Consider the following 24722-nt stretch of genomic DNA (forward strand, 5'->3'; position numbering starts at 1 on the left):
TAAGTAAAAAATAATTTACTTTAGCTCGCCGCTAGTTGGTGTAAGTGCAAAGAGGGAGCACGGAGCTGACGTTAGTCAGTGAGTACTTCCGATGCTGAGCTTACATCTACTAGCAATGAGGTAAGTTAATTTAGCCCATCATCTTTTCAATAGGCATCACTAAGATGGAGTGACAACCTAAGGCTTTTAATTGCTCCATGGTTTCCCAAAAGAATGTTTCTGTTGCGACTACATGCACAGCAACCATGTCGTCACGCCCTGCAAGTGGTAAAACAGTGGGTGTTTCTGTGCCTGGCATTAACTTGCTGACTTGTGCTACTTTATCTTTTGGTGCGTGCAACATGATGTATTTGCTTTCTTTTGCTTTAATTACACCGTGAATGCGTGGTAATAAGGTATCTAAAATAGCTTGTTTTTCTTCACCTAAAGCGTCAGCTCGTTGGATTAGTGACGCTTTTGAACGGAAAACTTCAGCCACTTCTTTTAAGCCATTAGCTTCAAGTGTTGCGCCGGTAGAAACTAAGTCACAAATACCGTCAGCTAAACCTACGCGAGGTGCTACTTCAACTGAGCCTTTAAGTAAGCAAAACTCGACATTAATGCCATTAGCTTTAGCAAAACGATTTAATAAGTGCGGATAAGTTGTGGCAAAACGTAAGCCGTTTAAACAATCTAATCCTGTGTATTCAAATTCTTCCGGCATCGCAATTGAGAAGCGACAAGCGCCAAAATCTAATGTGGTAGTGCGAATGTATTCAGACTTATTACCTTTTAATTGGCGATCTAACTCTTCTTCTTCGAGGGTATTATCACCAACAATACCTAAATCACAAACACCGTCCATAACCAGACCTGGAATATCACTACTGCGCACGCGCATAATATCAATAGGCATGTTACTAACGTGGGCAAGTAAACGACGGTCGCTAAGATTAATTTTTAATCCGCAGCGCTTTAGTAATTTTTGGGTTTCTTCACTAAGGCGTCCTGACTTTTGCATGGCAATGCGTAAACGTGGCTCTGATGTACTCATATTGATAATTCCTATGGTGTCTTAATCTTAAAATTCGTCATGTATATACAATTTCTAATGCGCTAAAATGCGAAAAACCCCCGAGAGAGTAAAGACTCTTTCGGGGGTTTAGTAATGACATTTTATTGTTATAAAAGCTTTTCTATTGCTTGTATAAATGTTTACTTAAGTCCACTGAAAGGCCTTTGCCCTGCAGTGTTTTTGTTACTAACGCTGAATGGGCTAATTGCTATGATGATGGTGATGTCGGCGATTCAGGTTAATAAACATTGTTAAATTCTCAGTTAAATTCTTGACTAGTTATGGCTAATTTTTCGTGCTGTTGTAAAATTAAATGAACAGCTTAAAATTGATGATTTCTTTAGCTGTTATTTACACTACTGCTTAAATAAGATAGCTGCAAGTAATAAATACAAGATTTTTATTCCTTTTTGTTATATACAGCAGGGTTAAAGTTATTACTCTAGACTTTTAAATAGCATCAGTCCTAAGTAAAAAGTTAAAGCTAATTTCTTTTTTGCCGATAATAGGGTGAATAGTTAACAGCTTCGTAACATGAAACAGTGTAGGAACTAAAGATGGATATTTTTACAACTCAATTAACACGCATAGTCCCTGTACCCATTAAGCCGGCAAGCTTAAAGGTTAAAGCACTGTTGAAAGAGGCCGCTAACAGTAAGTTAAACCAAGACCCTAATCACCTTGAAAACCATGAATATTACTTCACTAGTGAAGAAGACCAATATCATAACAGTCAACAAGAGGCTGATGGCAAAGAAGAAAGTGAAAATAGTACTAATACTGATAAGGACTCAAGTTTAGCGCTGAAGGATAATGATTCCGAGCTGGGGGGAAATACCGATAAAAATAATGATAAACACTTAGATCTTTATGCCTAGGCTTTAGTTAAGTATACTCTCATCATAAATTTCAATTCATGCCTTTTCGTTTTAAATGACAGCATCCAAAGTTAGCCAAGCCTTTGCTCAAGAAGGCATTTTAGCTAAAGCCATTAAAGGCTTCTCACCTCGCCAAGCGCAAACAGATATGGCACTTGATGTTGCCGAGGCAATTGACCAGCAATCATCGCTTATCGTTGAAGCAGGTACGGGTACAGGAAAAACCTTTGCTTATTTGATCCCTGCCTTTTTAGCGTTAGACCCAAAAAAACCTAAAAAAATAGTCGTATCAACCGGCACTAAAAACCTGCAAGAACAGCTATTTCATAAAGATATACCTTTAATTAAAAAGGCATTAGCCAGTAATGCGCAAGTGGCTTTATTAAAAGGTCGTGCCAACTACTTATGTAACTACCGTTTAGCGCAATACCAAGATAGCCGTGGTCAACTGGATGCACAAATGTTGCAAGACTTGGTTAAGGTAAAAACCTGGGCAAATGGTACACAAAGTGGCGATATTGGTGAATTGGTTAATGTTAGTGAAAACTCGACTATCTTTCCATTTGTTACCAGTACCTTGGATAACTGTTTGGCAAGAGATTGTCCTGACTATGAAACATGCCACTTAGTTAGAGCGCGGAAAAAAGCCAGTGATGCCGATATTATTGTCGTGAATCATCATCTGTTTTTTGCTGATCTGGCCTTAAAAGATACCGGCTTTGGTGAGCTTATCCCCAAAGCACAGGTGATGATATTTGATGAGGCTCATCAAATAGGCGATATTGCCAGTGAGTATTTTGGTGAAGCATTTTCTAGTAAGCAACTGGTTGATTTGTGCACCGACGTATTACAAGTACACCGTAGCAGTTTGAGTGATGTTAAACAGCTAGGTTTGGCTGCTGAAAAATTACAAAAGACCTGCCAAGAATTTCGCTTGTTATTTAATTATGATCCCGAGCGTGGTAATTGGCGAGAAAAGTATAAACAAGCTCAATTTCAGCAAAAATTTGCTAACTTAAAAATAGATTTAGATTTCTTATATCAAGTGATAAAGCTTTGTGTTTCAAGGAACGAAGCCATTGATAATTGCTTTGACCGAGCGGTGAATTTATTAGCGCAATATGAGGTGATGGCCAATGTTGAAGCTTATGGTATGAGTTTTTGGTATGAAACTACACCGCGCAGTGTGGTATTGCATCAAACGCCGTTAACGGTAAGTGATAAGTTTAGTGCTGTGGTTAAAGAGTCTGGCGCTGGTTGGATATTCACTTCAGCAACGCTTGCTGTTGATAATAGCTTTAATCACTTTGCCCAGCATTTAGGCTTACAAGATGCTAAGCAACTGCTGCTTGGTAGCCCATTTGATTATCATGCTCAATCTCAACTCGTCGTGCCTCGTTACTTACCCCAGGCAAATGATAAAAATCGCGCGTTGAAATTAGCGGAGTTGGCACAACCACTGATTAAAGCCAGTAAAGGTGCTTGTTTTATGCTCTTTACCAGTTATAGGGTCATGCATCAGGTGGCTGAAATTCTAGCTGAAAGCATTGATAATACATTATTAGTACAGGGGCAAATGGCCAAGCGTAAGTTGCTAGAACAATTTATTGAACAAGACAGTGCCGTGTTATTGGCTACGGCAAGTTTTTGGGAAGGTATTGATGTACGAGGCGATAAACTCACTTGTGTAATTATAGATAAATTACCTTTTGCTTCACCGGATGATCCGCTGCTACAAGCACGCTGTGAAGATGTTAGACGACAAGGCGGCGAGCCTTTTACACAAATTCAATTACCACAGGCGGTAATTTCTTTAAAGCAGGGAGTAGGGCGACTTATTCGAGATATCAGTGATCGCGGGGTGATGGTTATTTGTGATGACAGGCTGGTAAACAAGCCTTATGGTGAAACTTTTTTAAAAAGCTTACCTGATATGAAACGCAGTCGAGATATTAATAAAGCGGCGCAGTTCTTAGAGAATTTATCTTAAGGTCATCACTTATCCACTAAGAGTCGCTACAGTGCAGCAGCTACAAAAAACGAGTGCCGATGGCACTCGTTTTTTATTTGCATTTTTTAAAGCTAACGATAAAGTTAATATTAAAGTAAAAGCTTAGTTTTATCGTTAAGATATATTACTAATAAACACTGTAAATCAATACTAGCGAGAAATATCTACCATCAAATCATCAGCAATTTGCTCTAAGGCATGGATAAGATCATCAATAGACTTATCAGCAATGGCGATATCTACTTTCGCTTTAAAAATATCTTGGCCGCTATAAGCTGCACTATCTTGTGAGCTTACTAATTTGATTAAGTTACCACTTTGATGGTGAATAACCGAAGAAACTTCTTGTACTATGCCCGCTCTATCATTCGCGGTAATTTCGAGTACTAAATTACTAACAACTTGAGGTAAGTTAGGCTCTGCCATTTCAATTTGGCAATTTAAACCATTAATGGCTTTTAATTCACTGATGAGTTTTTCAGTATTTTCACTTACTACAGCTACTTCAATAACGCCGGCGAAAAAGCCGGATAAATGATGCAAGCTACTCACTTGCCAATTACCTTGATGCTTGGCAATGATTTTAGAAAGGGTGTCTACTAGGCCGGTTTGATCTGGGCCGATACAAGAGATAACTAGATGATTCATTAAAACTCCTAAAAGGTCTGGGTAGAATAGCGGGATAATTTTTATTAATTTACATTGTTAACTTAAGACTTTAATTTAAACGTGATAGTTGACTCAACTCTTTATTAAGCTGTTCACTATCCCCTAAGTTGAGTTCAACCAAGCGGCGTAAGTGAGTAACACTGTCTATATCTATGGCATTACATTGCAAGCCAGTCTCATGGTCTTCTACGTGGACAACAGCAATGTTCATGGTTACTTCTGATTCTTTATCTGACAATAAAAAATGTAAAGTGCCAAGTTTACCTTTTAATGATTGTTCACTGTCAATGGCAGTAACTAAGGCACCATTAAGCGATATATCATGAATCGATACCGGGTAGATGTTACCTTCAATGTCTATTTCCGCTTTAATTGAAAATAAAATGCGGGTAAATTGTCGTCTATTTTCCATGTATATTTTCCAATTTGACTAATAAAATATGCTGTCGTGTGTCCTTAGCATAGCCCCATTTTATTAAAAAGTAAAAAGTTACTGAGCACAAAAAAGCCAGTTAAAATCAAAATTTTAACTGGCTTTTCATTGGTTAAATAGAGCACTAATCACCACAACATTACTAAGGTGTTAGTAACCGCTAGTTTTATTTAGTGATTAACCTATTTTCTTGTACTTAATTCTGTGTGGCTCTGTTGCTGCAGGGCCTAAAGTTTTCCTCAACCAAGCTTCATAATCAGTAAAGTTACCTTCATAAAAGTTGATTTTTCCTTCGTCACGGTAATCTAAGATATGAGTGGCAATACGGTCAAGGAACCAACGGTCATGAGAGATAACCATGGCACAACCAGGGAATTCTAATAGGGCTTCTTCTAGGGCTCGTAGTGTTTCAATATCTAAATCATTGGTCGGCTCATCCAGTAACAAGACGTTACCGCCTGTTTGTACTAACTTAGCTAAATGAACACGGTTACGTTCGCCACCTGATAATTGGCCGATGATTTTTTGTTGATCTGTGCCTTTAAAGTTAAAACGGCTGACATAAGCACGACTTGGAATTTCATAAGTGCCTATTTGTAAAATTTCATGGCCTTGAGATATTTCTTGGTAAACGGTTTTGCTGTTATCCATATCATCACGGAATTGATCAACACTGGCCAGTTTTACCGTATCACCTAAGGTTATTTCACCTGAATCGGGTTTTTCAGCCCCAGTCATCATTTTAAATAGTGTCGATTTACCGGCGCCATTTGGGCCAATAATGCCAACAATCGCGCCCTTAGGCACGCTAAAACTTAAATCATCTATTAAAACTCTATCGCCAAACGATTTTGTTAAGTTAACAACATCTAAAACTTTATCACCAAGGCGAGGTCCCGGTGGGATGTAAAGTTCATTGGTTTCATTACGTTTTTGGTGTTCTTGGCTGTTAAGCTCTTCAAAGCGAGCCATACGGGCTTTGCTTTTAGACTGACGCGCTTTCGGATTTGAACGAACCCATTCAAGTTCTTGCTTGATGGTTTTTTGTAGCGCACTTTCGGTTTTTCCTTCTCGTTCAAGACGAGCATCTTTTTGCTCTAACCATGAAGTGTAGTTGCCTTCATAAGGGATTCCGTGGCCTCTATCCAGCTCTAATATCCAACCAGCAACATTATCTAAGAAGTATCTATCATGGGTGATTGCTACCACAGTGCCAGGGTAGTCATGTAAGAAACGCTCTAACCAAGCAACAGATTCAGCATCTAAATGGTTGGTTGGTTCATCAAGTAGCAACATGTCTGGTTTTTCTAGTAATAAACGACACAGGGCGACACGACGGCGTTCACCACCACTTAGTACGGCAATCTTTTGATCCCAAGGTGGTAAACGTAAGGCATCAGCGGCACGTTCTAATACGTTATCAATATTATGACCATCATTAGCATTAATAATATCTTCTAACTCACCTTGTTCTTTTGCTAGCTTATCAAAATCAGCATCTTCTTCAGCGTATTCGTTATAGACTTGGTCTAAACGTGCTAAAGCATTTTTAACTGTCGATACCGCTTCTTCAACCGCTTCTCGAACTGTTTGGCTTTCGTCAAGTTGAGGCTCTTGTGGTAAATAACCAATTTTAGTTCCGGCTAAGGCAACTGCTTCACCTTCAAACTCTTTATCAACACCAGCCATAATACGCAACAGGGTAGATTTACCTGAGCCGTTTAAACCTAATACACCGATTTTAGCGCCAGGAAAAAAAGATAGGGAGATGTCTTTTAAAATTGTGCGTTTTGGTGGGACTATTTTAGAAACGCGATTCATCGACATAATGAACTTGTCTGGTAACGGCTGAGCCATGTAGATACCTTTATATAGAAAGATTTTAATTGCAGTTATTTTAGGGCAATTCTAAGGGGATTAGCAAAACAAACTTGTCTTTTATTGAAATGAATTAAGGTAACAGGAGATAAGCCTAAAATAAACCGCAGCTTCATGTCAGTCAAGCTCCTTTTAGGTTTATAGTTAAAGCCAAATTTTACTTGGACTAACATTAATAGTCGACTATTACGCCAGTCAAACTGGATAGATACTGCTTGGCTGCAGACGTAAGTGAGTTTTTACCTATATTTAAGTAGGTTAGTTGTGTTTGTGCACTTAAGTCGATTGATGTTAGTTCATTCGAGGATAAAAATAAATCAGTCAGTTGCGTTTGTGTACTTAAGTCGATGGATGTTAGTTCATTCGAGGATAAAGATAAATCAGTCAGTTGCGTTTGTGCACTTAAGTCAATAGATGTTAGTTTATTAGCCACTAAATCCAAGTCAGTCAGTTGCGTTTGTGCACTTAAGTCGATGGATGTTAGTTCATTAACACCTAAATCCAAGTCAGTCAGTTGTGTTTGTGCACTTAAGTCAATATCTGTTATTTCATTAAAACGTAAATCTAAGTAAGTCAGTTCTGTTTGTACACTCAAGTCGAGTAATTGTAGCTCATTCTCTGATAAATTTAAGTAAGTTAGTTGCGTTTGCGTACTTAAGGTGATGGATGTTAGTCCATTGCTACCTGATTTTAAGTAAGTCAATTGTGTTTGTGCACTTAAATTAATGTCTGTTAGTTTATTATGAGATAAAGATAAATCAGTCAGTTGCGTTTGTTCAATTAGGTTAATGGAGGTCAGTTGATTGCTAAATAAATCTAAATTCGTTAGTTTCGTTTGTGCACTTAAATCGATGTCTACTAGTTCATTGAAGCCCAAAGCTAAGTTCGTTAGTTGCTTTTGCGCACTTAAGTCAATGTATGTTAGTTCATTAAAAAGTAAATCTAAGTTAGTCAGTTGTGTTTGTGCACTTAAGTCTATTTGAGTTAGTTTATTCCAAGATAAATCTAGGTTTGTTAGTTGTGTTTGCGCATTTAAATCGATGGCTGTTAATTGGCTTGACGGTAAAGATAAGTCAGTCAGTCGAGTTTGTGCACTCAAGTCTATGTCTTTTAGACTATAGCCTGCTAGATATAAGTAAGTCAGGTTTACAAATGCCGACAATTCATCTGTTGTTTCAATATTAGCACCTCTCGTTGTGCAGGCTAATTCGGTAAACTCAGTAGCTAAGTGCCAGTTGTGCGCTAATGCATTATCAAAAACACATCGCTTAAACTCATCATCAGTAAAAACTATATCTTCAATGTCTCCTATCAGAAACTGCAGGCGAACAACTACTTCTTTCGTGGTTGATGCATTATTGTTATCGGTAACGGTAAGTTCAAAAGTAAGTTGTTGCTCTTCACTTACGTTAGGTGCGGTAAAATATAATGTACTTGATGCTATTTCCAGTAGTTCAACGTTAAGTCCTGATGTTTGCTGCCATTGGTAATTGGTTATTTCGCCATCAGTGTCTACAGCTTCAGCGGCAATGGTGATGTCACTATATTCAGTAACAACATACTCACCCTTTAAGGTGATGCTAGGTGCTTTATTTGAGTCACTTCCACCACAGGCGGATAGGATGAGAGCTAAACATAATAATAGAAGTGGCTTAAAAGTGGAGATATGAAAATTCAATTATTTATCCTTCCTTGAATAATACTTTTACATTTTTAGTGAGCTTTAAGTACTGCTAAATGATATCAAAATAGTTAATTCATTGAAATTATTATTGAAGTTTAGCTATTAAATGGTGATAGTTAAGTGAACTGTTGAAGGCGTGTTCTCAGTCCAAGCGCGTGCGTTTTGGTGGGACTATTTTAGAAACGCGGTTCATCGACATGATGAATTTATCTGGTAACGGCTGAGCCATGTAGAAACCTTATTATTTTGAAGGGATAATTATATTGTCGATATTTTAGGTTAAAGGGGCAATGCAAGCAAATGTGATTGAGTTAGTTTTAAGCTTTGTTACAAGTAGGTTCTTGATAGATGCTAAAAAAGCTAATTTATAGGACCGTTTTCTTTCGAAAATAGACCTTGCTTCAATTAACTTTCTTGAACAGTAACAGTTCCTATTTTTTATTACAGATAACTCGCACTTCAGGGACAAATTCGACATCAATGGTTTGTTTAACTTCTGAAGTGGCTATGTCTATACATAAGTATATTATTTGGTCGGAAGAAAAGTAATCTTCAAAGTTTACAGATATAGGCATTATTATATCTTCCGAAAGAGCGTTGTATCCCTCAAATTTTTTATAAAAAGTGTAAATGTCTAAATCAATTTGAAATGTGTCATCCGCTGAAAATGTGAAGTTAGCTAGACCTTGTGCGGACATCTGTGCGGAGCAACTTTCAGCCACTTCCTCTTTCAAAATAAGCTTACCATTCAGCCAGCAACTATAAGGAGGGGAATCTGTGACTGTCCCATCATTATCTTTTGCTATTACTCTTGGTTCACCATTTATATCTGGGATGATTTCAGTGCCTACTATTGTTGGTAGGTTATAAATGACCTCTGTAATATCTGATGGCCAAACGTTGTAGCCGTTATTCTCAAAGTAAATCCAGCTTAAGTAGCTATCTGCGTTATCAGAGCCTTGAGAATATGCTGAAGATTTATATGACGAATCATAAAAAGCAATAACGATTTTGTAAGGTTCGACAGTTGGAGTTTCGATGTGCTCATCACCTGATGAATTACAACTTAAAAGTATCATTAATATTAGGGGGGGTAGGATTTTTTTTATCATTATAAGCATGTCCTTTGCTAGGATATTTCAATATTATTTTTGATCATGTAATAAAATTAATTGATGGTCTTTAATAAATTATCAATCAGTTTTGGTATGAAACTCAGTCTAACAGCGTGCGTTTCGGTGCAACAATCTTCGAAACGCGGTTCATCGACATGATGAATTTATCTGGTAACGGCTGAGCCATTTAAGTGCCTTATTATTTTTAGGGAAGTTAATTTGTCGATATTTTAGGTTAAAGGGGGATGGCAAGCAAATGTGATTGAGAGGGTTTTTGTTTTAGATGCAAGTCGAAGCAGGAGAGTTACTTTTAGGTGTAACACATATAGATACTTTGTGATGGGCTTGGCGCAAAGTAGCTACTTAATTTAAGCTGACATTTTGCGTTGCCAAAGCTATGTTAGAGATAAAGTTTTTTATCTTTTTTTTACATCGAATGCTTATTGATGTTTGAGAGGTTCAGTTCGTCTAAAATCTCAGCACTGTATTCGATATGAGATAACATTTTAATTATGGTCTCTGCACCAATAATACAGGCCCTTTAATCTCGGTAATTTTATCATCAACTTCAATGGTATGCAGTTCATGATTAACGTGGCCTGTGGCGATGGCGAGAGCTGACAAACTAAGTAACATACCACTTACCGAAAGTAATAACGCTAGAGCCATTTTGCTAAAAGGTGCTTTAGTCAATTTCATAATAATTCCTTCACTGTTGTTTGCCAATTCATGAGTTAAATATTCATTAACCCTATCCTGCGTTATGTAACGCCACTTCTGCGCCACTATTTTTTCATATAAATAACAACTACTTAGGAAGTGAGGTGTTAGTGAAGTCGTAACTAAATCCCAATATTAGGATTGCAATGTACTGATATTGGGAATATTAAAACTAGCTTATATTATTCATTAATGATTTCTTGGTATTCCAGTTATTTTATTTATATCGGCTTGAAAAATATAATATAGCTGAGATTAATTTATTTTATTTAAAATAGGTAAGAACTCAATGTTTTATTTGTGAGCTTTATTTTAAAAAAACATGTCATGTACTTACTGTCAGATAGGCACCTGTTCAATTACAGTTCTTAACGTCAAGTTTACGATTCTCAACAGTTGTTTTACTTAGTCTAGATAGAATGACTTTCAATACCAGCACTTAGTTGATTGTAACTGTACATTTCTCAGCTCAGCTCTATTTGGCTATAAATCACAAATAATCTTAAGAATAAAATGAAAACGAACATAGCTTTTATCATCACTATTTTGTCGTTAACAGGCTGTGGCTCAATTGGTGCCTACACCGAAAGTCACGCTGATACACAAGTGGAATTTTCTGAATACAGTGCTAATACCGATCACTATCTTAACCAGCAAGCGAGCTTAAAAGTGGCTCAAACAGGTTTGGTTTCAGGCAGCACCTTATTGTATGCCGCGCAGGGTGATAGTTCAGTGTTTAATACGGGGCAGCTGAGCTCTACGGTGGTTTATCCTTTATGGATAAATGAGTCTGAAGTCGATGAAGTTGAGTTTGCCATTAATAAATACCGTCATTGGCAAGCGCAACTTATGCCTGAAAATTACTTAACCATTGAGCCGGTAAATGAGTATGTTTCAGAGTGGATGAATGGCGTTACTTTTAAGTTTGGTTTATTTAACTCGAAGCAAGGAAAGCCATTTTTAAGTGTCTGCTATGAATTTAGTGAAGCCGGCACATGTACTTTTACTTATATGATTGATGAACAAAGCGTTGAACTTTTATCCAATGATTTGCATAAGTTTAAGCAGCATTCATTTGAGCAGCACTTATTTGAGCCAGTAAGCTGAAGCTGCTTTGTCACTAACGCCTTAGCAGCTTGCTTATAAATCAGAACTAAAAACTATAAATAAGTACCACAGATGTTTCAGTATTTAAATTTTCTTTATCATCATCTACCTTGGAATTGTAATCGATGACAAAGTTGACCTTAAGCTGTAGTGAATCAATCAATTTACTGGTAATTGAACTTTCGGCTTTGTAAATGCTGTTTTGTCCTACTTCGATGGCATGTTTAACTGTAAAGGATTGTTTAAATTCAATGTGCTCATTTATATGCCTTATATAAAGTGCTTGTGCCTGTAAAATTAGTGTGTCTTCCGTTTTACTTGTCAGGCCTGCTGTCATTTCTTCTGTGGTAACTTGGGTTACATCCCTTTTAAAACCAGGACCAATATCGGCATCAAAACTTGCAGTTTTATTTTCAAACCAGCGACGTCCCCAACCAGTCGATACAGAAGCTTGCGAGTCAAAACCAGAAAAACGGTTTTCTTCATAAAATACACTACCATAGATGTAGTTTTGGTTAGTTGCATCAAGCGTGTAGTTAGTTTGTGAAGAAATACTCCACTTTTGATCTGTTGTTTCTAATTCTTTGCGAAGTTCATCGTCGCTAATTTGTGTTTCAGTTTCTGTTTTTTTTACCAGTAAATCAAAAACAAAGAAACTGCGCCACAAACCCCTTTCAAAACGTAGATCTAAGCCCGTTTTAATATCGGCACTGCGGGTATTACCCGTTAAATAGAGGAAACCAAGTTGGGCCGAGGCGGTAAATAACGTGCCCGACGAGGGCTGTTGTGACTCATCTGCTTTTTCAAGACTAAACAGTATGTCTGAGGCATCAGCTGAGCTGGACTCTGTTGTTTGCTCTTGAGCGTGAGATCGTATGGGTAAGGCACAATAAAGGACGAAAATGGGGAGGAGAATAAAGCGATTAAACATCTTGAACTAATTACTTACTAAAAGTGGAGCGTTGATATATTAAATGATTATACCTAAGTCGCTTATTTATTTCGAGCATAAAAAAAGGGCCGAGGCCCTTTTTATGTAACTAGTTTGTATCAGTAAGGTTACTTAATGATAGCTTTTAACTCGCCGCGTTGGTAACGGTCGAACATGCCATCAAGACTTATTGGCTTGATTTTACTAGCATTACCGGCAGTGTTAAATGCTTCATAACGCGCTTTACAAATGTCATACATAGCATTAGTTGATACTTGTAAAAATTTACGAGGATCAAATTCACTTGGATTCTGTGCTAAAAATCGACGAACAGCACCAGTAGAAGCAAGGCGTAAATCAGTATCTATATTGATTTTACGTACACCATGTTTAATGCCTTGTTGAATTTGCGCAACAGGTACACCATAAGTCTCAGGTATTTTTCCGCCAAATTCGTTAATAACAGCCAACCATTCTTGTGGAACTGATGAAGAGCCGTGCATTACTAAGTGAGTATGTGGTATACGTTGGTGAATTGCTTTAATGCGGTCAATCGCTAAAATATCGTCTGTAGGTGGACGAGTAAATTTATAAGCACCATGAGAAGTACCACAAGCAATTGCCAGCGCATCTACTTGAGTTTTGTTGACAAAGTCAGCAGCTTCTTCAGGGTCAGTTAACATTTGTTCTTTTGTTAAAATACCTTCTGCACCAACGCCGTCTTCTTCACCAGCCATGCCAGTTTCAAGAGAGCCTAAGCAACCTAATTCACCTTCAACAGAAACACCACAAGCGTGTGCCATTTCAACAGTGCGACGAGTTACTTCAACATTGTACTCATAACTACTTGGTGTTTTACCGTCATCCATTAATGAGCCATCCATCATTACTGATGAAAAACCTAGTTGGATAGAGCGTTGACAAATAGTAGGAGAAGTACCGTGATCTTGGTGCATAACTACTGGGATATTTGGAAACTCTTCAATAGCCGCTAAAATTAAGTGGCGTAAAAAAGGTGCGCCAGCGTATTTTCTTGCACCAGCAGATGCTTGCATGATAACAGGGCTATCAGTATCACTAGCGGCAAGCATGATTGCACGTACTTGCTCTAAATTATTGACGTTAAATGCTGGAATACCGTATTCAAATTCTGCCGCATGATCGAGCATTTGGCGCATTGAAATTAAAGCCATTTACTTACTCCTAGATAAGTTTTGTTGCTAAGGTTGAAAGTTTTTATTTTGATAACGGAATTATAGCAAATAGACCGCTTATCTTACAGAATAAATTTGTTTAAGTTGTCTTTTTAGCGGTAATGGTTATTAAAGCTGTATTTTGTTCGAATATTACAAGATTTATTTGTAACCAAGGCTGTTTTAGTACAATTTTATATTTTGTGATGGTAAGTTTACTACACTATTATAGCAAGAAGTTTCGTTATAGTTTCGGTTTATTCTGATTTGATTTCGTTTTGAGGGCCATTTGCTCAAATAACTTTCGTTTATCTTGTTATTTGCGTTGGTTTTACTTTTTGTTATTGGGCTAGAACGTACATTGAACATAAAAAAACGAGCAGCTTAAATAAGGTGCTCGTTTATATTTCTACAGCTTGCTAAGAGTTAACGGTGATAGAGTAACTTTTAATAAGTAGCTATGTGTAACTTACTTTTAGAAGTAACTATGCTTAAGTAATTATGCATAAGCAACTATGAGTAATAAAAAATACTATGCTTTAGCGCGTTGCTCTAGTATTTCTACCGCGGGTAATTTCTTACCTTCTAGGAACTCTAAGAAAGCACCACCACCGGTAGAGATATAAGAGATTTTATCGGCAATACCATATTTATCAACAGCAGCTAAGGTATCACCACCACCTGCAATTGAGAACGCTGAGCTATCGGCAATTGCTTGGGCAATCACTTTAGTGCCTTCACCGAACTGATCAAATTCAAATACGCCAACAGGTCCATTCCAAACTATAGTACCCGCGTTAGCAATAATTTCAGTTAATGCTTTTGCTGTCTCAGGACCTATATCAAATATCATTTCATCAGCAGTGACTTCATTAACTGGTTTTAATGTCGCTGATGCCGTAGGAGAAAATTCAGTGGCAACAACTACATCAGTAGGCACAGGAATACTACCATTATTGACTTGCGCTTCTTTTGTTAAACGTGTTGCTTCTGCAACCAAATCGACTTCATATAATGACTTGCCGACATTATGGCCTTCAGCGGCAATAAAAGTATTGGCGATGCCACCACCGACGATAAGCTGATCAACAATGCCAGCTAAAGAGTCAAGTACAGTCAATTTAGTGGATACTTTAGAACCACCAACAATAGCAACAAATGGACGAGCTGGATTGTCTAAAGCTTTACCTAAAGCCTCTAATTCACCAGTAAGTAATGGGCCAGCACAAGCTGTATCAGCAAATTTTGCTACGCCGTGAGTACTTGCATGGGCGCGATGAGCGGTGCCAAAAGCATCCATAACAAATACATCACATAATGCCGCTAATTTCTTAGCTAGGGCATCATCATTTTTCTTTTCGCCAACATTAAAGCGGATGTTTTCAAATACCACTAACTCACCAACAGAAACTTCAACACCGTCTAGGTAGTCAGTGACTAAACGTACTGGGTAATTTAACGCGGCACTTAAATAATCAGTAACAGGCTTTAATGAAAATTTGTCTTCAGGCTCACCTTCAGTAGGACGACCTAAATGTGACATTACCATCACTTTTGCACCTGACTCTAAAGCAAGCTTTAATGTCGGTAGTGCCGCACGTAAACGGGCATCTGAAGTGATTTTACCATCGGTTACCGGTACATTTAAGTCTTCACGAATTAACACGCGCTGATTAGCTAATGTTAGATCAGCCATTTTGATAATAGACATAGTGTCTCCTATTTTTACTGTCTGTAAATGATATTCAATATCTTGAAAAATATTGTCTTATTAATATTGTTTACTAATGATTTTTAAAAAAGTCACCTTTTATTTAAGGCACTTTTCTTTAATAATTTGTTAATTTCGCGCTTGGTACATTGCCATCGCAGTATCTAACATACGATTAGCAAAGCCCCATTCGTTGTCACACCAAATAAGCATTTTAACTAAGCGCTTGTGGCTAACACGGGTTTGATTACCATCAACAATGCAAGAGTGTGGGTCATGGTTAAAATCGACCGACACCAAAGGCTCTTCGGTATAAGCTAAAATGCCTGATAAATCTTGTTCCTTGCTAGCGGATATTATTGCTTGGTTGATGTCGTCAATGCTGACATCATTATTTACTGTAATACTTAAGTCCATGGCGGTAACATTGAGTGTTGGTACCCGTACGGCAATGGCCTCAAAGCGACCTTTAAATTTTGGCAATATTCGTTCAATACCCGCAGCCAGTTTAGTATCTACCGGTATGATTGATTGACTAGCCGCACGAGAGCGACGTAAGTCTTTATGGTAAGCATCAATAACTTGTTGATCATGCATTGATGAATGAATAGTAGTAATGGTGCCACTTTCTACGCCAAAGGCTTCATCAATGACCTTAATCACTGGCACTATGCAGTTAGTAGTACAAGAGCCATTTGAGACAATACGATCATCTGAACTTAAGGTTTTATGATTAATACCATAGATGATGGTGGCGTCAATGTCTTGGCTACCAGGATGCGAGAATAAAACTTTTTTAGCGCCGCGGTTAATATGATTTAAACCGTCAGCTTGACTGCCATACTTACCGGTACAATCAAATACAATATCAATATCTTGTTGCTGCCAAGGTAGGCTATTTAAGCTACTGATATGGGTTAAGGTGACTTCATCGCCATCAATAACCAATTGATTATCGTTTTGGCTTACATCGAAAGGAAATCGGCCATGGGTACTATCGTATTTTAATAGGTGAGCTATGCCGGAAGAAGGAGCTAATTCATTAATCGAAACAAGGGTGAATTGGTCTGTTTTGCCATTTTCATAAAGTGCTCTTACTACACTGCGCCCGATACGGCCAAAGCCATTAATGGCAATTCTTATTGTCATAATACTACTATATTTTTACTGATGATTTTATACGATAACCTAAACGGTAACTTAGTGGTAATGAAACGCTAGTTTATGTGGTAACTGTTTAGAGGTAATAAATATAAGTACTGGTATAAGTGCAGCCATAAGTATTATTGAATACTTATGGCTGTTTTATTTACTTACATTAGCTAGTTATAGCTTGTTTACAGTGTTCACAACATTGTCTACTGTGAAGCCAAAGTGCTCAAGTAATACATTACCCGGAGCCGACTCACCAAAGGTAGTCATACCAACAACCGCACCACTAAGACCTACGTATTTAGCCCAAAAATCAACATGTGCCGCTTCAATAGCAACACGCTTGGTTACGCTCATAGGTAAAATAGCTTCTTTATACTCGCTGCTTTGCTTATCAAAAACATTCGTTGATGGCATAGAAACAACTCGTACTTTTTTACCTTGCTCAGTTAATGCTGTTGCCGCGTTAACCGCTAAAGCAACTTCAGAGCCTGTTGCCATTAAAATAACATCAGGTGTGCCAGCACAATCAACAAGTACATAAGCACCTTTTTCAATAGCACTTACTTGCTCTTGGGTACGAGTCATTGCCGGTAAACCTTGGCGTGAAAAGATTAAAGCGGTTGGCGCTTTTTGGCTTTGCACAGCAGCTTTCCAAGCAACAGCCGACTCAGTCGCGTCACATGGGCGCCATGTCGTTAAGTTTGGCGTAGTTCTTAAGTTGGTTAATTGCTCAATAGGCTGATGTGTAGGACCATCTTCACCTTGACCAATAGAGTCATGGGTATATACAAAGATATTTTGAATGCCCATCAATGCCGACATACGTATCGCATTACGTGCATATTCCATAAACATCATGAAAGTTGCGCCGTAGTTTACAAAACCGCCGTGCAATGAAATACCATTCATAATACTACTCATGCCAAATTCACGCACGCCGTAGAAAATGTAGTTACCAGCAGGGTCAGTTTCAATACCTTTAGAGCCAGACCATAAGGTTAGGTTAGAGCCGGCTAAATCAGCTGAACCACCTAACATTTCAGGTAATACACTACCAAAAGCTTCGATAGCATTTTGTGATGCTTTACGCGTCGCAATGTTCTCACTACTTTCGTGACACTGTTGAATAAAAGCGTTAGCTTTTTCTTCAAATTCAGCCGGTAATTCACCTTTAATCACACGACGTTCATATTCACTAGCAAGTTCAGGGTGCGCTACTTTATAAGCGGAAAACTTTTCATCCCAGCTAACTTGGCTTGCTTGGCCTTTTTCTTTTCTATTCCATTGTGCGTATACGTCACTTGGAATATCAAAAGGTTCATGTGACCAGTTTAAGAATTCACGTGTTGCGGCAATTTCTTCATCACCTAATGGTGCGCCGTGACAATTATGAGTACCTGATTTATTTGGTGAGCCAAAACCAATGATAGTTTTACAACAAATCATGCTTGGCTTGTCAGTCACTAATTTAGCGGCTTCAATAGCGTGAGTGATTGCTTGTGGGTCATGACCATCAATAGAAATAACATGCCAGCCGTACGCTTCGAAACGGGCAGGAGTATTGTCGGTAAACCAACCTTCAACTTCACCATCGATAGAAATACCGTTGTCATCCCAAAAAGCGATTAACTTACCTAAACCTAAAGTGCCGGCAAGTGAACAAGACTCATGTGATAGACCTTCCATTAAACAACCATCGCCCAAGAAGCAATAAGTGAAATGGTCAACAATATCGTGGTCTTCACGGTTAAATTGTGCAGCTAAAGTTTTTTCAGCAATCGCCATACCAACAGCATTGGCAATACCCGCGCCTAATGGACCTGTGGTTGTTTCAACACCTGGGGTGTAACCGTATTCTGGGTGACCAGGGGTTTTTGAGTGCAATTGACGGAAGTTTTTCAAATCTTCAATAGATAAATCGTAACCCGATAAATGTAATAAAGAATAAATAAGCATCGAGCCATGGCCGTTTGATAAAATAAAACGATCGCGGTCGGCCCAGTTAGGATCGGTTGGGTTATGCTTTAAAAAATCACGCCATAATACTTCGGCAATATCTGCCATACCCATTGGGGCACCAGGGTGTCCTGATTTTGCTTTTTGTACGGCATCCATACTTAATACACGGATAGCATTTGCTAGCTCTTGACGCGATGACATAATAGCTCCAGATCTTATAGTCTTGAAAGAATAAAAATTGCGCGTATTTTCGCTCACCACAGCACGTAGCGCAAATTATATTATGCTATTTTTTATATTATTTTGTATCGCGGTTAATTATTCATTCACTATAGTGCTAATATCGGTTGAAACTTATATCAATATTTACAATAAATTAACGGATTAACTCTGCCACTCTTGAATAATATCCTATGATGCAACTTCATTTACCGCGTTTTTTTATATCTGCCATCTTATACCTTGCTACTTGTTTTGGCGCGGTATGGCTTATCAATCCGCAATCGCTGGTAAACTTTGTCGGCCCCTCAGCGGCACTTGTTAGCGGTTTACTGCTTATTTGGGGCATCACGCCACTTATTGCGGTATTACTGGTCACGCCAATATTGGCATTTGGCCTGAATTATTATTTTCATTTTGATGCCAATATCGCGGTGATGAGCATAGCCTTGCTCGCTATTATTTTGCAGGGATTCTGGACTAAACAACTGGTTTTTCGCTTTGTTCATTATAAAAAGTGGTTAATATCTAGAAAGCACTTATTCTTCTTTTTACTGCGCATTGGCCCCATTGCCAGCTTAGTCTCAGCCAGCGCGGTGTTAGTTATTTCAATGCTTGATAACCAAGTGATGCAAGGTACTTTTTTCTATACCTTTATTAATACTTGGTCGGCAAGCATGCTGGTGGCGGTATTTTTTATTCCCTTATTGTTACTGGCAAAAAACGCCGAACAACTCAAATTAACGAAACGACTTTTTGTTAGCTTTACTTCAGTTTTAGGTTGTTTGGCTATTTTATTATTGTTGAAAACCTCTCAGTATGAACAACAAAGCTATAGAGAGGCACTGTTCAAACAATCAAAAGTAGATATAGAGCGCTTGATACTTGCTGAAGTGACTGGCGTAGTTAACCAAATTAATAGCCTTTCGGCCTTCTTCAAAGCCAGCGACTACGTATCATTATCTGAATTTAACTTGTTTAGTGAAAGTGTTTTCAACCAAAATTCGAGTGTCAGGGCGTTAGAGTGGGCACCGATTGTAGCTTTTAATCAGCGAGAAAAATTTGAACAGAAAAGTTCAGTTATGCTGCAGAAAAACTTTCAAATTAGAGAGCGTCTCGCCAATGGAAAAATGACTTTAGCTCAACCTCGTAGCCAATATGCTCCCTTGTATTATATATACCCACAACAGGGTAATCAGGCTGCTTTAGGTCTAGATGTTTATAGTAACCCCCAGCATGTACTGTCCATGCAAAAAGTTATTGATAGTGAACAGGTCATTGCCAGCGCACCCATTTCCTTAGTGCAAGATGAACAGGCTAGGCCAGGCATGCTATTTAGTAATGCTATTTTTTCACTATCAGAAGATAACAAAGCGGCAAAGCTTACTGGGCAAAATAAGCTGTCGATAATCAAAGCAGATAAGTTATTAGGTTTTGTCGTGGCCGTGGTGCAATTCGATGATTTTTTTCACCAGTTAGCAAGGCAAAGAGAGCAAGAGGTTAGCTTTTTTATTCAAGATGTCTCAAGTCAGCAAACCTTTACTTTATTTGGACAGGCGTTGCCTACGGCCAATAGGTATACTGAAACCATTAATATGGAGGTGTTTTCTCGACATTGGCAAATTAATATCGCAGAAAAGCAACCTTGGTTTAGTCAAGCTAAGAGCTGGCAAGCATGGGCTGTGCTTATTGCGGGTACGTTTGGTGCTTTATTATTTCAAATGCTGGTATTGATGATGGCTGCCTATTCAAGTGAGCTCGGTCAGCAAGTTGATATTAAAACCCGAGCGCTTATTCTAGCGAAAGAAAGCTCAGATAAAAAAAGTTTAGCTAAAAGTAATTTTTTACAGACCTTAAATCAAGAGTTACGTTTGCCATTACTCGCCATGAAAGCATGTGTTGAGCAATTAAAGAAAAAAGGTATCAATAACAAGCAGGTGACAGGTATAAGCCATGCGGGTAGTAATGTTGCTTTATTGTTAGATACCATGATGGACTTATCTGATATCGAATCAGGTAAGATCATTGCCAAAGCAGACTGTTTTGATTTTTATGGCTTTTTACAGCGCACTGAATCGGTATTTAAAGCCAGTAATGCTTACGAAGGTAAATCAATTTTTTTCCTGATTGATGACAGTGTGCCTCATTATATCAACAGTGATGAACTCTATATTCAAAAATTATTACATGCCATAGTTGATAGTGCCCATAAGCTACTGAAATCAGATGATTTACGTTTATCTATTAAGTTGCATAAACACAAGCTTGCAGACGCTAGTTTGTTTTTTACCATAACGTCTCAAAATGCGGCAATGGTCAATGTGAGCGAGCAAGTATTTGCTCAGCAAAATCATGATGAATTAGCCGCTAATAGTACGACAATGGCCATGGCGGTTAAATATAGTCACTTGTTAGGAGGTGATACAACTTTAGCGGCGCTAAGCTCTGGTGCTGGCGTCTTAAGCGCTTCAATTAGAGTGATTATTTCGTCAATAGAGCAACAAGAAGCGCAGCAAGGTTTAACATTTGATATCATTGATTAATTTGTTTCTTATTTAATTAATTCTTTAACTAAAGAAAATACTTGTAAATAAAAAAGTAATGGTTTAGTGTCGTTGCACCTGCTCATAAATAGTACAAATTAACAATAAATCAAGCAGGCCGTTATATAGGTAAAACAATGAATAATTCATCCTCGCGAGGGTTTAAGTTAACAACTGTGATATTTGCTGTATTAATCATGGCTGTTAGTGCAATGCTGAGTGGTAACTCAGTCGCTGATGACATGGATGTAGAAATAACGCAATCTGATGAGTAGCTAAATCACTAGTCATTTAATTGCCAAGGAAAATTTAAGCTCCACCGCTGGTTTAAACACAGTGCTGGGGCTTTTTTCGTTTTTAGATATTATTTTTTAGATATCATGTAGTGCACACGAGGTTTACGGCTGTGTTGCTAATAAAGCGATAAATGCTTATTCGCGGGGGCAATAAATTGTATAGCTGGCGTCTCCACCGGGACTCGAACCCAGAGCAGCGGCTTAGGAGGCCGCAGTTTTATCCAGTTAAACTATGGAGACATAGTGCTAGGGTCGCTATTTTACTCATATTTCTTATGCTTTGTTAATGTTTTTATTAAATTTTTTTCTTCTTTAACTTACTCCTTATTATTCAAAGGTAGCCTCCTCGCAGAACATGAGCGTTTTATGTACTTTCATTGATCTGTATCGTCTTTTTATAAGACAGGAGTTTTACAATGAATTGCTGATAACTCATCGATAACTATCTCGGTGATAGCTATTTCAGCAAAACTACTTCAGTGATAATAATGTGAAAGGAATTCTCTTATGAAAGCAGCAGTTATTCATCAGTTTAAAGCCCGTCTTGAAATTCAACAGCGAGATATACCACGTATTGCTAGCCAAGAGGTTTTGGTTAAAATACATGCCTGTGGTGTCTGTCATACTGACTTGCACGCCTGTCATGGTGATTGGCCGGTTAAACCGAAAATGCCACTAATCCCGGGTCACGAAGGTGTTGGTGAAATCGTCGAAATAGGTGAGCAAGTTAAACATTTGAAAGTTGGCGACCGTGTCGGAATTCCATGGCTTTATAGTGCTTGTGGTTATTGTGACTACTGTTTAAGTGGTGATGAAAATTTATGTTTATCACAACAAAATTCTGGTTACTCGGTTGATGGTAGCTATGCAGAATATTGTAAAGCCCATGGCGATTATGTGGTGAAAATTCCAGATGCTATTGATTATGTCGATGCTGCACCCTTGTTTTGCGCTGGCGTTACTACCTATAAAGCGTTGAAAGTTTCTACGGCAAAGCCAGGTGAGTGGGTTGCTATTTTTGGTATCGGTGGTTTAGGGCACTTAGCGGTACAATATGCTGTGGCCATGGGCTTAAATGTTATTGCCGTTGATACGGGGACTGAGAAGCTGCAGCTTGCTAAAAAGCTTGGCGCGTCGCTTTGTTTAGATTTTAAGCTTGATGATGTAGTCGCTCGAGTACTTGAAGAAACCGGAGGTGTGCACGCCAGTATCTGTACCGCGGTGAGTAAAAGTGGCTTTGAGCAGAGTTATAAAGTCATTCGCCGTGGTGGTAAGTGTGTTTTAGTAGGACTACCGCCGGAAGATATGCCGTTGCCTATTTTTGATACCGTACTCAATGGTGTGAGTGTGATCGGCTCCATTGTTGGTACACGCAAAGATTTAGTTGAGTGTTTAGATTTTGCTGCGAGAGGCAAAGTTAAGGCCATAACCATTGAAAAATCCCTTGAAGATATCAATGAGATTTTTGACGATATGATTAATGGTGATATTACCGGTCGTGTGGTGATGAAGTTTTAATATTGCTTGTTAGATGTTTAGCTGATTTTTATTAATACCCGCTAATTTCTTCATATTGTTATAAGCCCTTTACTGTTACTTGCAGTGCAGGGCTTTTTTGTATTTGGCTGATTAACCTTTGTTTTATTGATATGTAAGGTCTTAATACCCTAAGTATTATAAGAGATAAAAATTTAAATTAAATAATTTCAAACTATTTACCCTTCAACCTCTACTTTATATAACAATGAAGCTTATGTTAGCGAGTTACCTAACTAAAATGCTAATAACAAATAATAGGAGCCTGTGTGTTTGAAAGAAGCGATGAAACGCTCATAGCGCAAGCGTTACAAGGAAAGAAATCAGCCTGGTTAACATTGGTAAAGCGTTATGAGAAAAACATCTATAACTACGCTTTACGTATGGTGAATAACCCCGCAGATGCTATGGACTTAATGCAGGATGTTTTCATCGCATTATTTCGTAATTTATCGAAATTTAGAGGAGAGTGCCCCTTTAAAAGTTGGCTGTTTAAAATTGCTCATTACCGCTGCCTTGAGTTTTACCGACGCAAGCGGCCGATGCAATCACTTGACGATGTGGCAGAGCAAGAAGACGAGCAATCGGTATGTCTAGAAAAGGACTTGTTTTTAAAGCAACAAAGCAGTGCGCTAATACAAGCAATGCAGCATTTACCGGTAAAGCAAAAGCTGGTAGTGGAGTTAAAGTTTTTTCAGCAGTGTACTTTTGAAGATATCAGTCAGCAACTTGGCATATCAACCAATACGGCAAAGTCGCAATTATATAGCGCACTCGAAAAATTAAAATCGCACTTAAGCAATGAGTTAGTAGGAAAAGAAGAGGTGGAGTATGTCTGAGCAAAAATCAGCTAATGCTCAAATGAGTAAAGATGATAGAGCATTATTTAGCGAAAGTATTGCCGAGCAAGCAAGTGTTGAAATAGAGCAAGACGTGCCTGATTGGCACAGAGCGCAAGCATTTGAACAGCACTTTTCAACCGGTAAAAGCAGTCAGGGTAAAGCTATTAACTGGGGTATGTGGTTTGGTGTGCCGGCGTTATCCATGGCGTGTTCGGCTTTTGCTATTACTGTGGTAATGAGCTTTATACAGGGTAAAGAACTTGATCAACAAGCATTTTCTCAACAAGTTACGGCCTTAATTGAGCAACAAGTTCAACAAAAAGTCACTGCACAATTGGCTAGTCAGTCAATCAATCAGTCAAGCAGGAACAATAAAGTTGATATCGAAACTTTGATAAACCTTAAACTGCGCGAATTTGCCGCTGAGCAACAAGTTATGTTAGCTAATTATCGTGCCGATATGAGCACGCAGCAGCAGAGTAATAATCTCGCTTTAGCCAGTTATGTGATTGGTGCCTCGAGAAAAGAACGTAAAGAAGATATCAGTGACTTTATCAGCTTTATTAATGCCCAGCGAAAAGATGAACAGTTAACTCAGAAAATTAAATTTCAGCAACTTGAACGTGAAATTGGTTTTCAAAAGCTTGGCTTAGCGCAAGATGGCAATACACAGACTAACTCGGCTAAGCCAATTAACTACAAAGGCTAAGTTGTTAAAAAGTGAATTATTAGCAAATCAACTAAATCAACTAAATTAAGAAAATACCGAGACTATCCTTAGAGGGGAA

20 protein-coding genes and 1 tRNA gene are annotated in these 24722 nt (G+C 38.3%); 8 read left to right on the forward strand and 13 right to left on the reverse strand.

The window, feature by feature from the left end; all coding sequences use genetic code 11:
- Positions 1–130: 130 nt before the first annotated feature.
- Positions 131–1033, reverse strand: coding sequence for an ATP phosphoribosyltransferase (hisG, locus tag HRT55_RS00065; RefSeq protein ID WP_291617876.1), 903 nt, complete (start codon positions 1031–1033; stop codon positions 131–133).
- A 578-nt stretch (positions 1034–1611) separates the two neighbouring features.
- Here hisG and HRT55_RS00070 point away from each other — a divergent pair.
- Complete coding sequence (locus HRT55_RS00070; protein ID WP_291617878.1) at positions 1612–1932, forward strand: hypothetical protein; 321 nt, start codon at positions 1612–1614, stop codon at positions 1930–1932.
- Between the two features lie 55 nt (positions 1933–1987).
- A complete protein-coding gene (locus HRT55_RS00075) occupies positions 1988–3922 on the forward strand; it encodes an ATP-dependent DNA helicase (RefSeq protein ID WP_291617880.1) in 1935 nt (644 codons plus the stop codon).
- 171 nt (positions 3923–4093) lie between these two features.
- Here HRT55_RS00075 and HRT55_RS00080 read toward each other — a convergent pair whose 3' ends face one another.
- The 6 genes from HRT55_RS00080 to HRT55_RS00105 all read right to left on the reverse strand — a co-directional run bounded on the left by HRT55_RS00080 (position 4094) and on the right by HRT55_RS00105 (position 10421).
- A complete protein-coding gene (locus HRT55_RS00080; protein ID WP_291617882.1) occupies positions 4094–4591 on the reverse strand; it encodes an ACT domain-containing protein in 498 nt (165 codons plus the stop codon).
- A 70-nt stretch (positions 4592–4661) separates the two neighbouring features.
- Positions 4662–5024, reverse strand: coding sequence for a PilZ domain-containing protein (locus tag HRT55_RS00085; RefSeq protein ID WP_291615073.1), 363 nt, complete (start codon positions 5022–5024; stop codon positions 4662–4664).
- 198 nt (positions 5025–5222) lie between these two features.
- Positions 5223–6902 (reverse strand): energy-dependent translational throttle protein EttA, encoded by a 1680-nt coding sequence (gene ettA, locus HRT55_RS00090; RefSeq protein WP_291617884.1) that lies wholly within the window; start codon positions 6900–6902, stop codon positions 5223–5225.
- 193 nt (positions 6903–7095) lie between these two features.
- Complete coding sequence (locus HRT55_RS00095) at positions 7096–8601, reverse strand: hypothetical protein (protein ID WP_291617886.1); 1506 nt, start codon at positions 8599–8601, stop codon at positions 7096–7098.
- A gap of 437 nt (positions 8602–9038) precedes the next feature.
- Complete coding sequence (locus HRT55_RS00100) at positions 9039–9719, reverse strand: hypothetical protein (protein WP_291617888.1); 681 nt, start codon at positions 9717–9719, stop codon at positions 9039–9041.
- 513 nt (positions 9720–10232) lie between these two features.
- A complete protein-coding gene (locus HRT55_RS00105; protein ID WP_291617890.1) occupies positions 10233–10421 on the reverse strand; it encodes a hypothetical protein in 189 nt (62 codons plus the stop codon).
- A 534-nt stretch (positions 10422–10955) separates the two neighbouring features.
- Between HRT55_RS00105 and HRT55_RS00110 the strand changes: the two genes are divergently transcribed.
- On the forward strand, positions 10956–11549 hold the full coding sequence (locus tag HRT55_RS00110; RefSeq protein ID WP_291617892.1) for a hypothetical protein: 594 nt from the start codon (positions 10956–10958) through the stop codon (positions 11547–11549).
- 46 nt (positions 11550–11595) lie between these two features.
- On the opposite strand, the gene HRT55_RS00115 is transcribed toward HRT55_RS00110, so the two are convergent.
- The 5 genes from HRT55_RS00115 to tkt all read right to left on the reverse strand — a co-directional run bounded on the left by HRT55_RS00115 (position 11596) and on the right by tkt (position 18699).
- Entirely contained in the window at positions 11596–12480 is an 885-nt protein-coding gene (locus tag HRT55_RS00115) for a YdiY family protein (protein ID WP_291617894.1), read from the reverse strand.
- Positions 12481–12608: 128 nt separating this feature from the next.
- A complete protein-coding gene (gene fba / locus HRT55_RS00120; RefSeq protein WP_291617895.1) occupies positions 12609–13673 on the reverse strand; it encodes a class II fructose-bisphosphate aldolase in 1065 nt (354 codons plus the stop codon).
- Between the two features lie 532 nt (positions 13674–14205).
- On the reverse strand, positions 14206–15384 hold the full coding sequence (locus HRT55_RS00125; protein WP_291617896.1) for a phosphoglycerate kinase: 1179 nt from the start codon (positions 15382–15384) through the stop codon (positions 14206–14208).
- A gap of 129 nt (positions 15385–15513) precedes the next feature.
- The gene (gene epd, locus HRT55_RS00130; RefSeq protein ID WP_291617897.1) at positions 15514–16533 is read right to left on the reverse strand and encodes an erythrose-4-phosphate dehydrogenase; all 1020 of its coding nucleotides are present in this window, start codon (positions 16531–16533) and stop codon (positions 15514–15516) included.
- Positions 16534–16710: 177 nt separating this feature from the next.
- Positions 16711–18699 (reverse strand): transketolase, encoded by a 1989-nt coding sequence (gene tkt, locus HRT55_RS00135; protein ID WP_291617899.1) that lies wholly within the window; start codon positions 18697–18699, stop codon positions 16711–16713.
- Positions 18700–18911: 212 nt separating this feature from the next.
- Between tkt and HRT55_RS00140 the strand changes: the two genes are divergently transcribed.
- Both HRT55_RS00140 and HRT55_RS00145 read left to right on the forward strand, forming a co-directional pair.
- Complete coding sequence (locus HRT55_RS00140) at positions 18912–21260, forward strand: CHASE domain-containing protein (protein WP_291617901.1); 2349 nt, start codon at positions 18912–18914, stop codon at positions 21258–21260.
- 137 nt (positions 21261–21397) lie between these two features.
- Positions 21398–21535 (forward strand): hypothetical protein, encoded by a 138-nt coding sequence (locus HRT55_RS00145; RefSeq protein WP_291612995.1) that lies wholly within the window; start codon positions 21398–21400, stop codon positions 21533–21535.
- A gap of 185 nt (positions 21536–21720) precedes the next feature.
- On the opposite strand, the gene HRT55_RS00150 is transcribed toward HRT55_RS00145, so the two are convergent.
- Positions 21721–21796 (reverse strand) — tRNA-Arg (locus HRT55_RS00150).
- A 267-nt stretch (positions 21797–22063) separates the two neighbouring features.
- Here HRT55_RS00150 and adhP point away from each other — a divergent pair.
- The 3 genes from adhP (at position 22064) to HRT55_RS00165 (ending at position 24643) form a co-directional block, all read left to right on the forward strand.
- Positions 22064–23074 carry an alcohol dehydrogenase AdhP gene (adhP, locus tag HRT55_RS00155; protein ID WP_291617902.1) on the forward strand — a complete coding sequence of 337 codons (1011 nt, stop codon included), beginning with the start codon at positions 22064–22066 and terminating at the stop codon, positions 23072–23074.
- A 287-nt stretch (positions 23075–23361) separates the two neighbouring features.
- Complete coding sequence (locus tag HRT55_RS00160) at positions 23362–23931, forward strand: sigma-70 family RNA polymerase sigma factor (RefSeq protein WP_291617903.1); 570 nt, start codon at positions 23362–23364, stop codon at positions 23929–23931.
- The gene (locus HRT55_RS00165; protein WP_291617904.1) at positions 23924–24643 is read left to right on the forward strand and encodes a hypothetical protein; all 720 of its coding nucleotides are present in this window, start codon (positions 23924–23926) and stop codon (positions 24641–24643) included. The genes HRT55_RS00160 and HRT55_RS00165 overlap by 8 nt, the downstream gene beginning before the upstream one ends.
- The last annotated feature ends 79 nt before the right edge of the window (positions 24644–24722 follow it).

This window comes from Colwellia sp. (assembly GCF_013214175.1).
In the GTDB taxonomy this organism is placed as follows: Bacteria; Pseudomonadota; Gammaproteobacteria; order Enterobacterales; family Alteromonadaceae; genus Colwellia.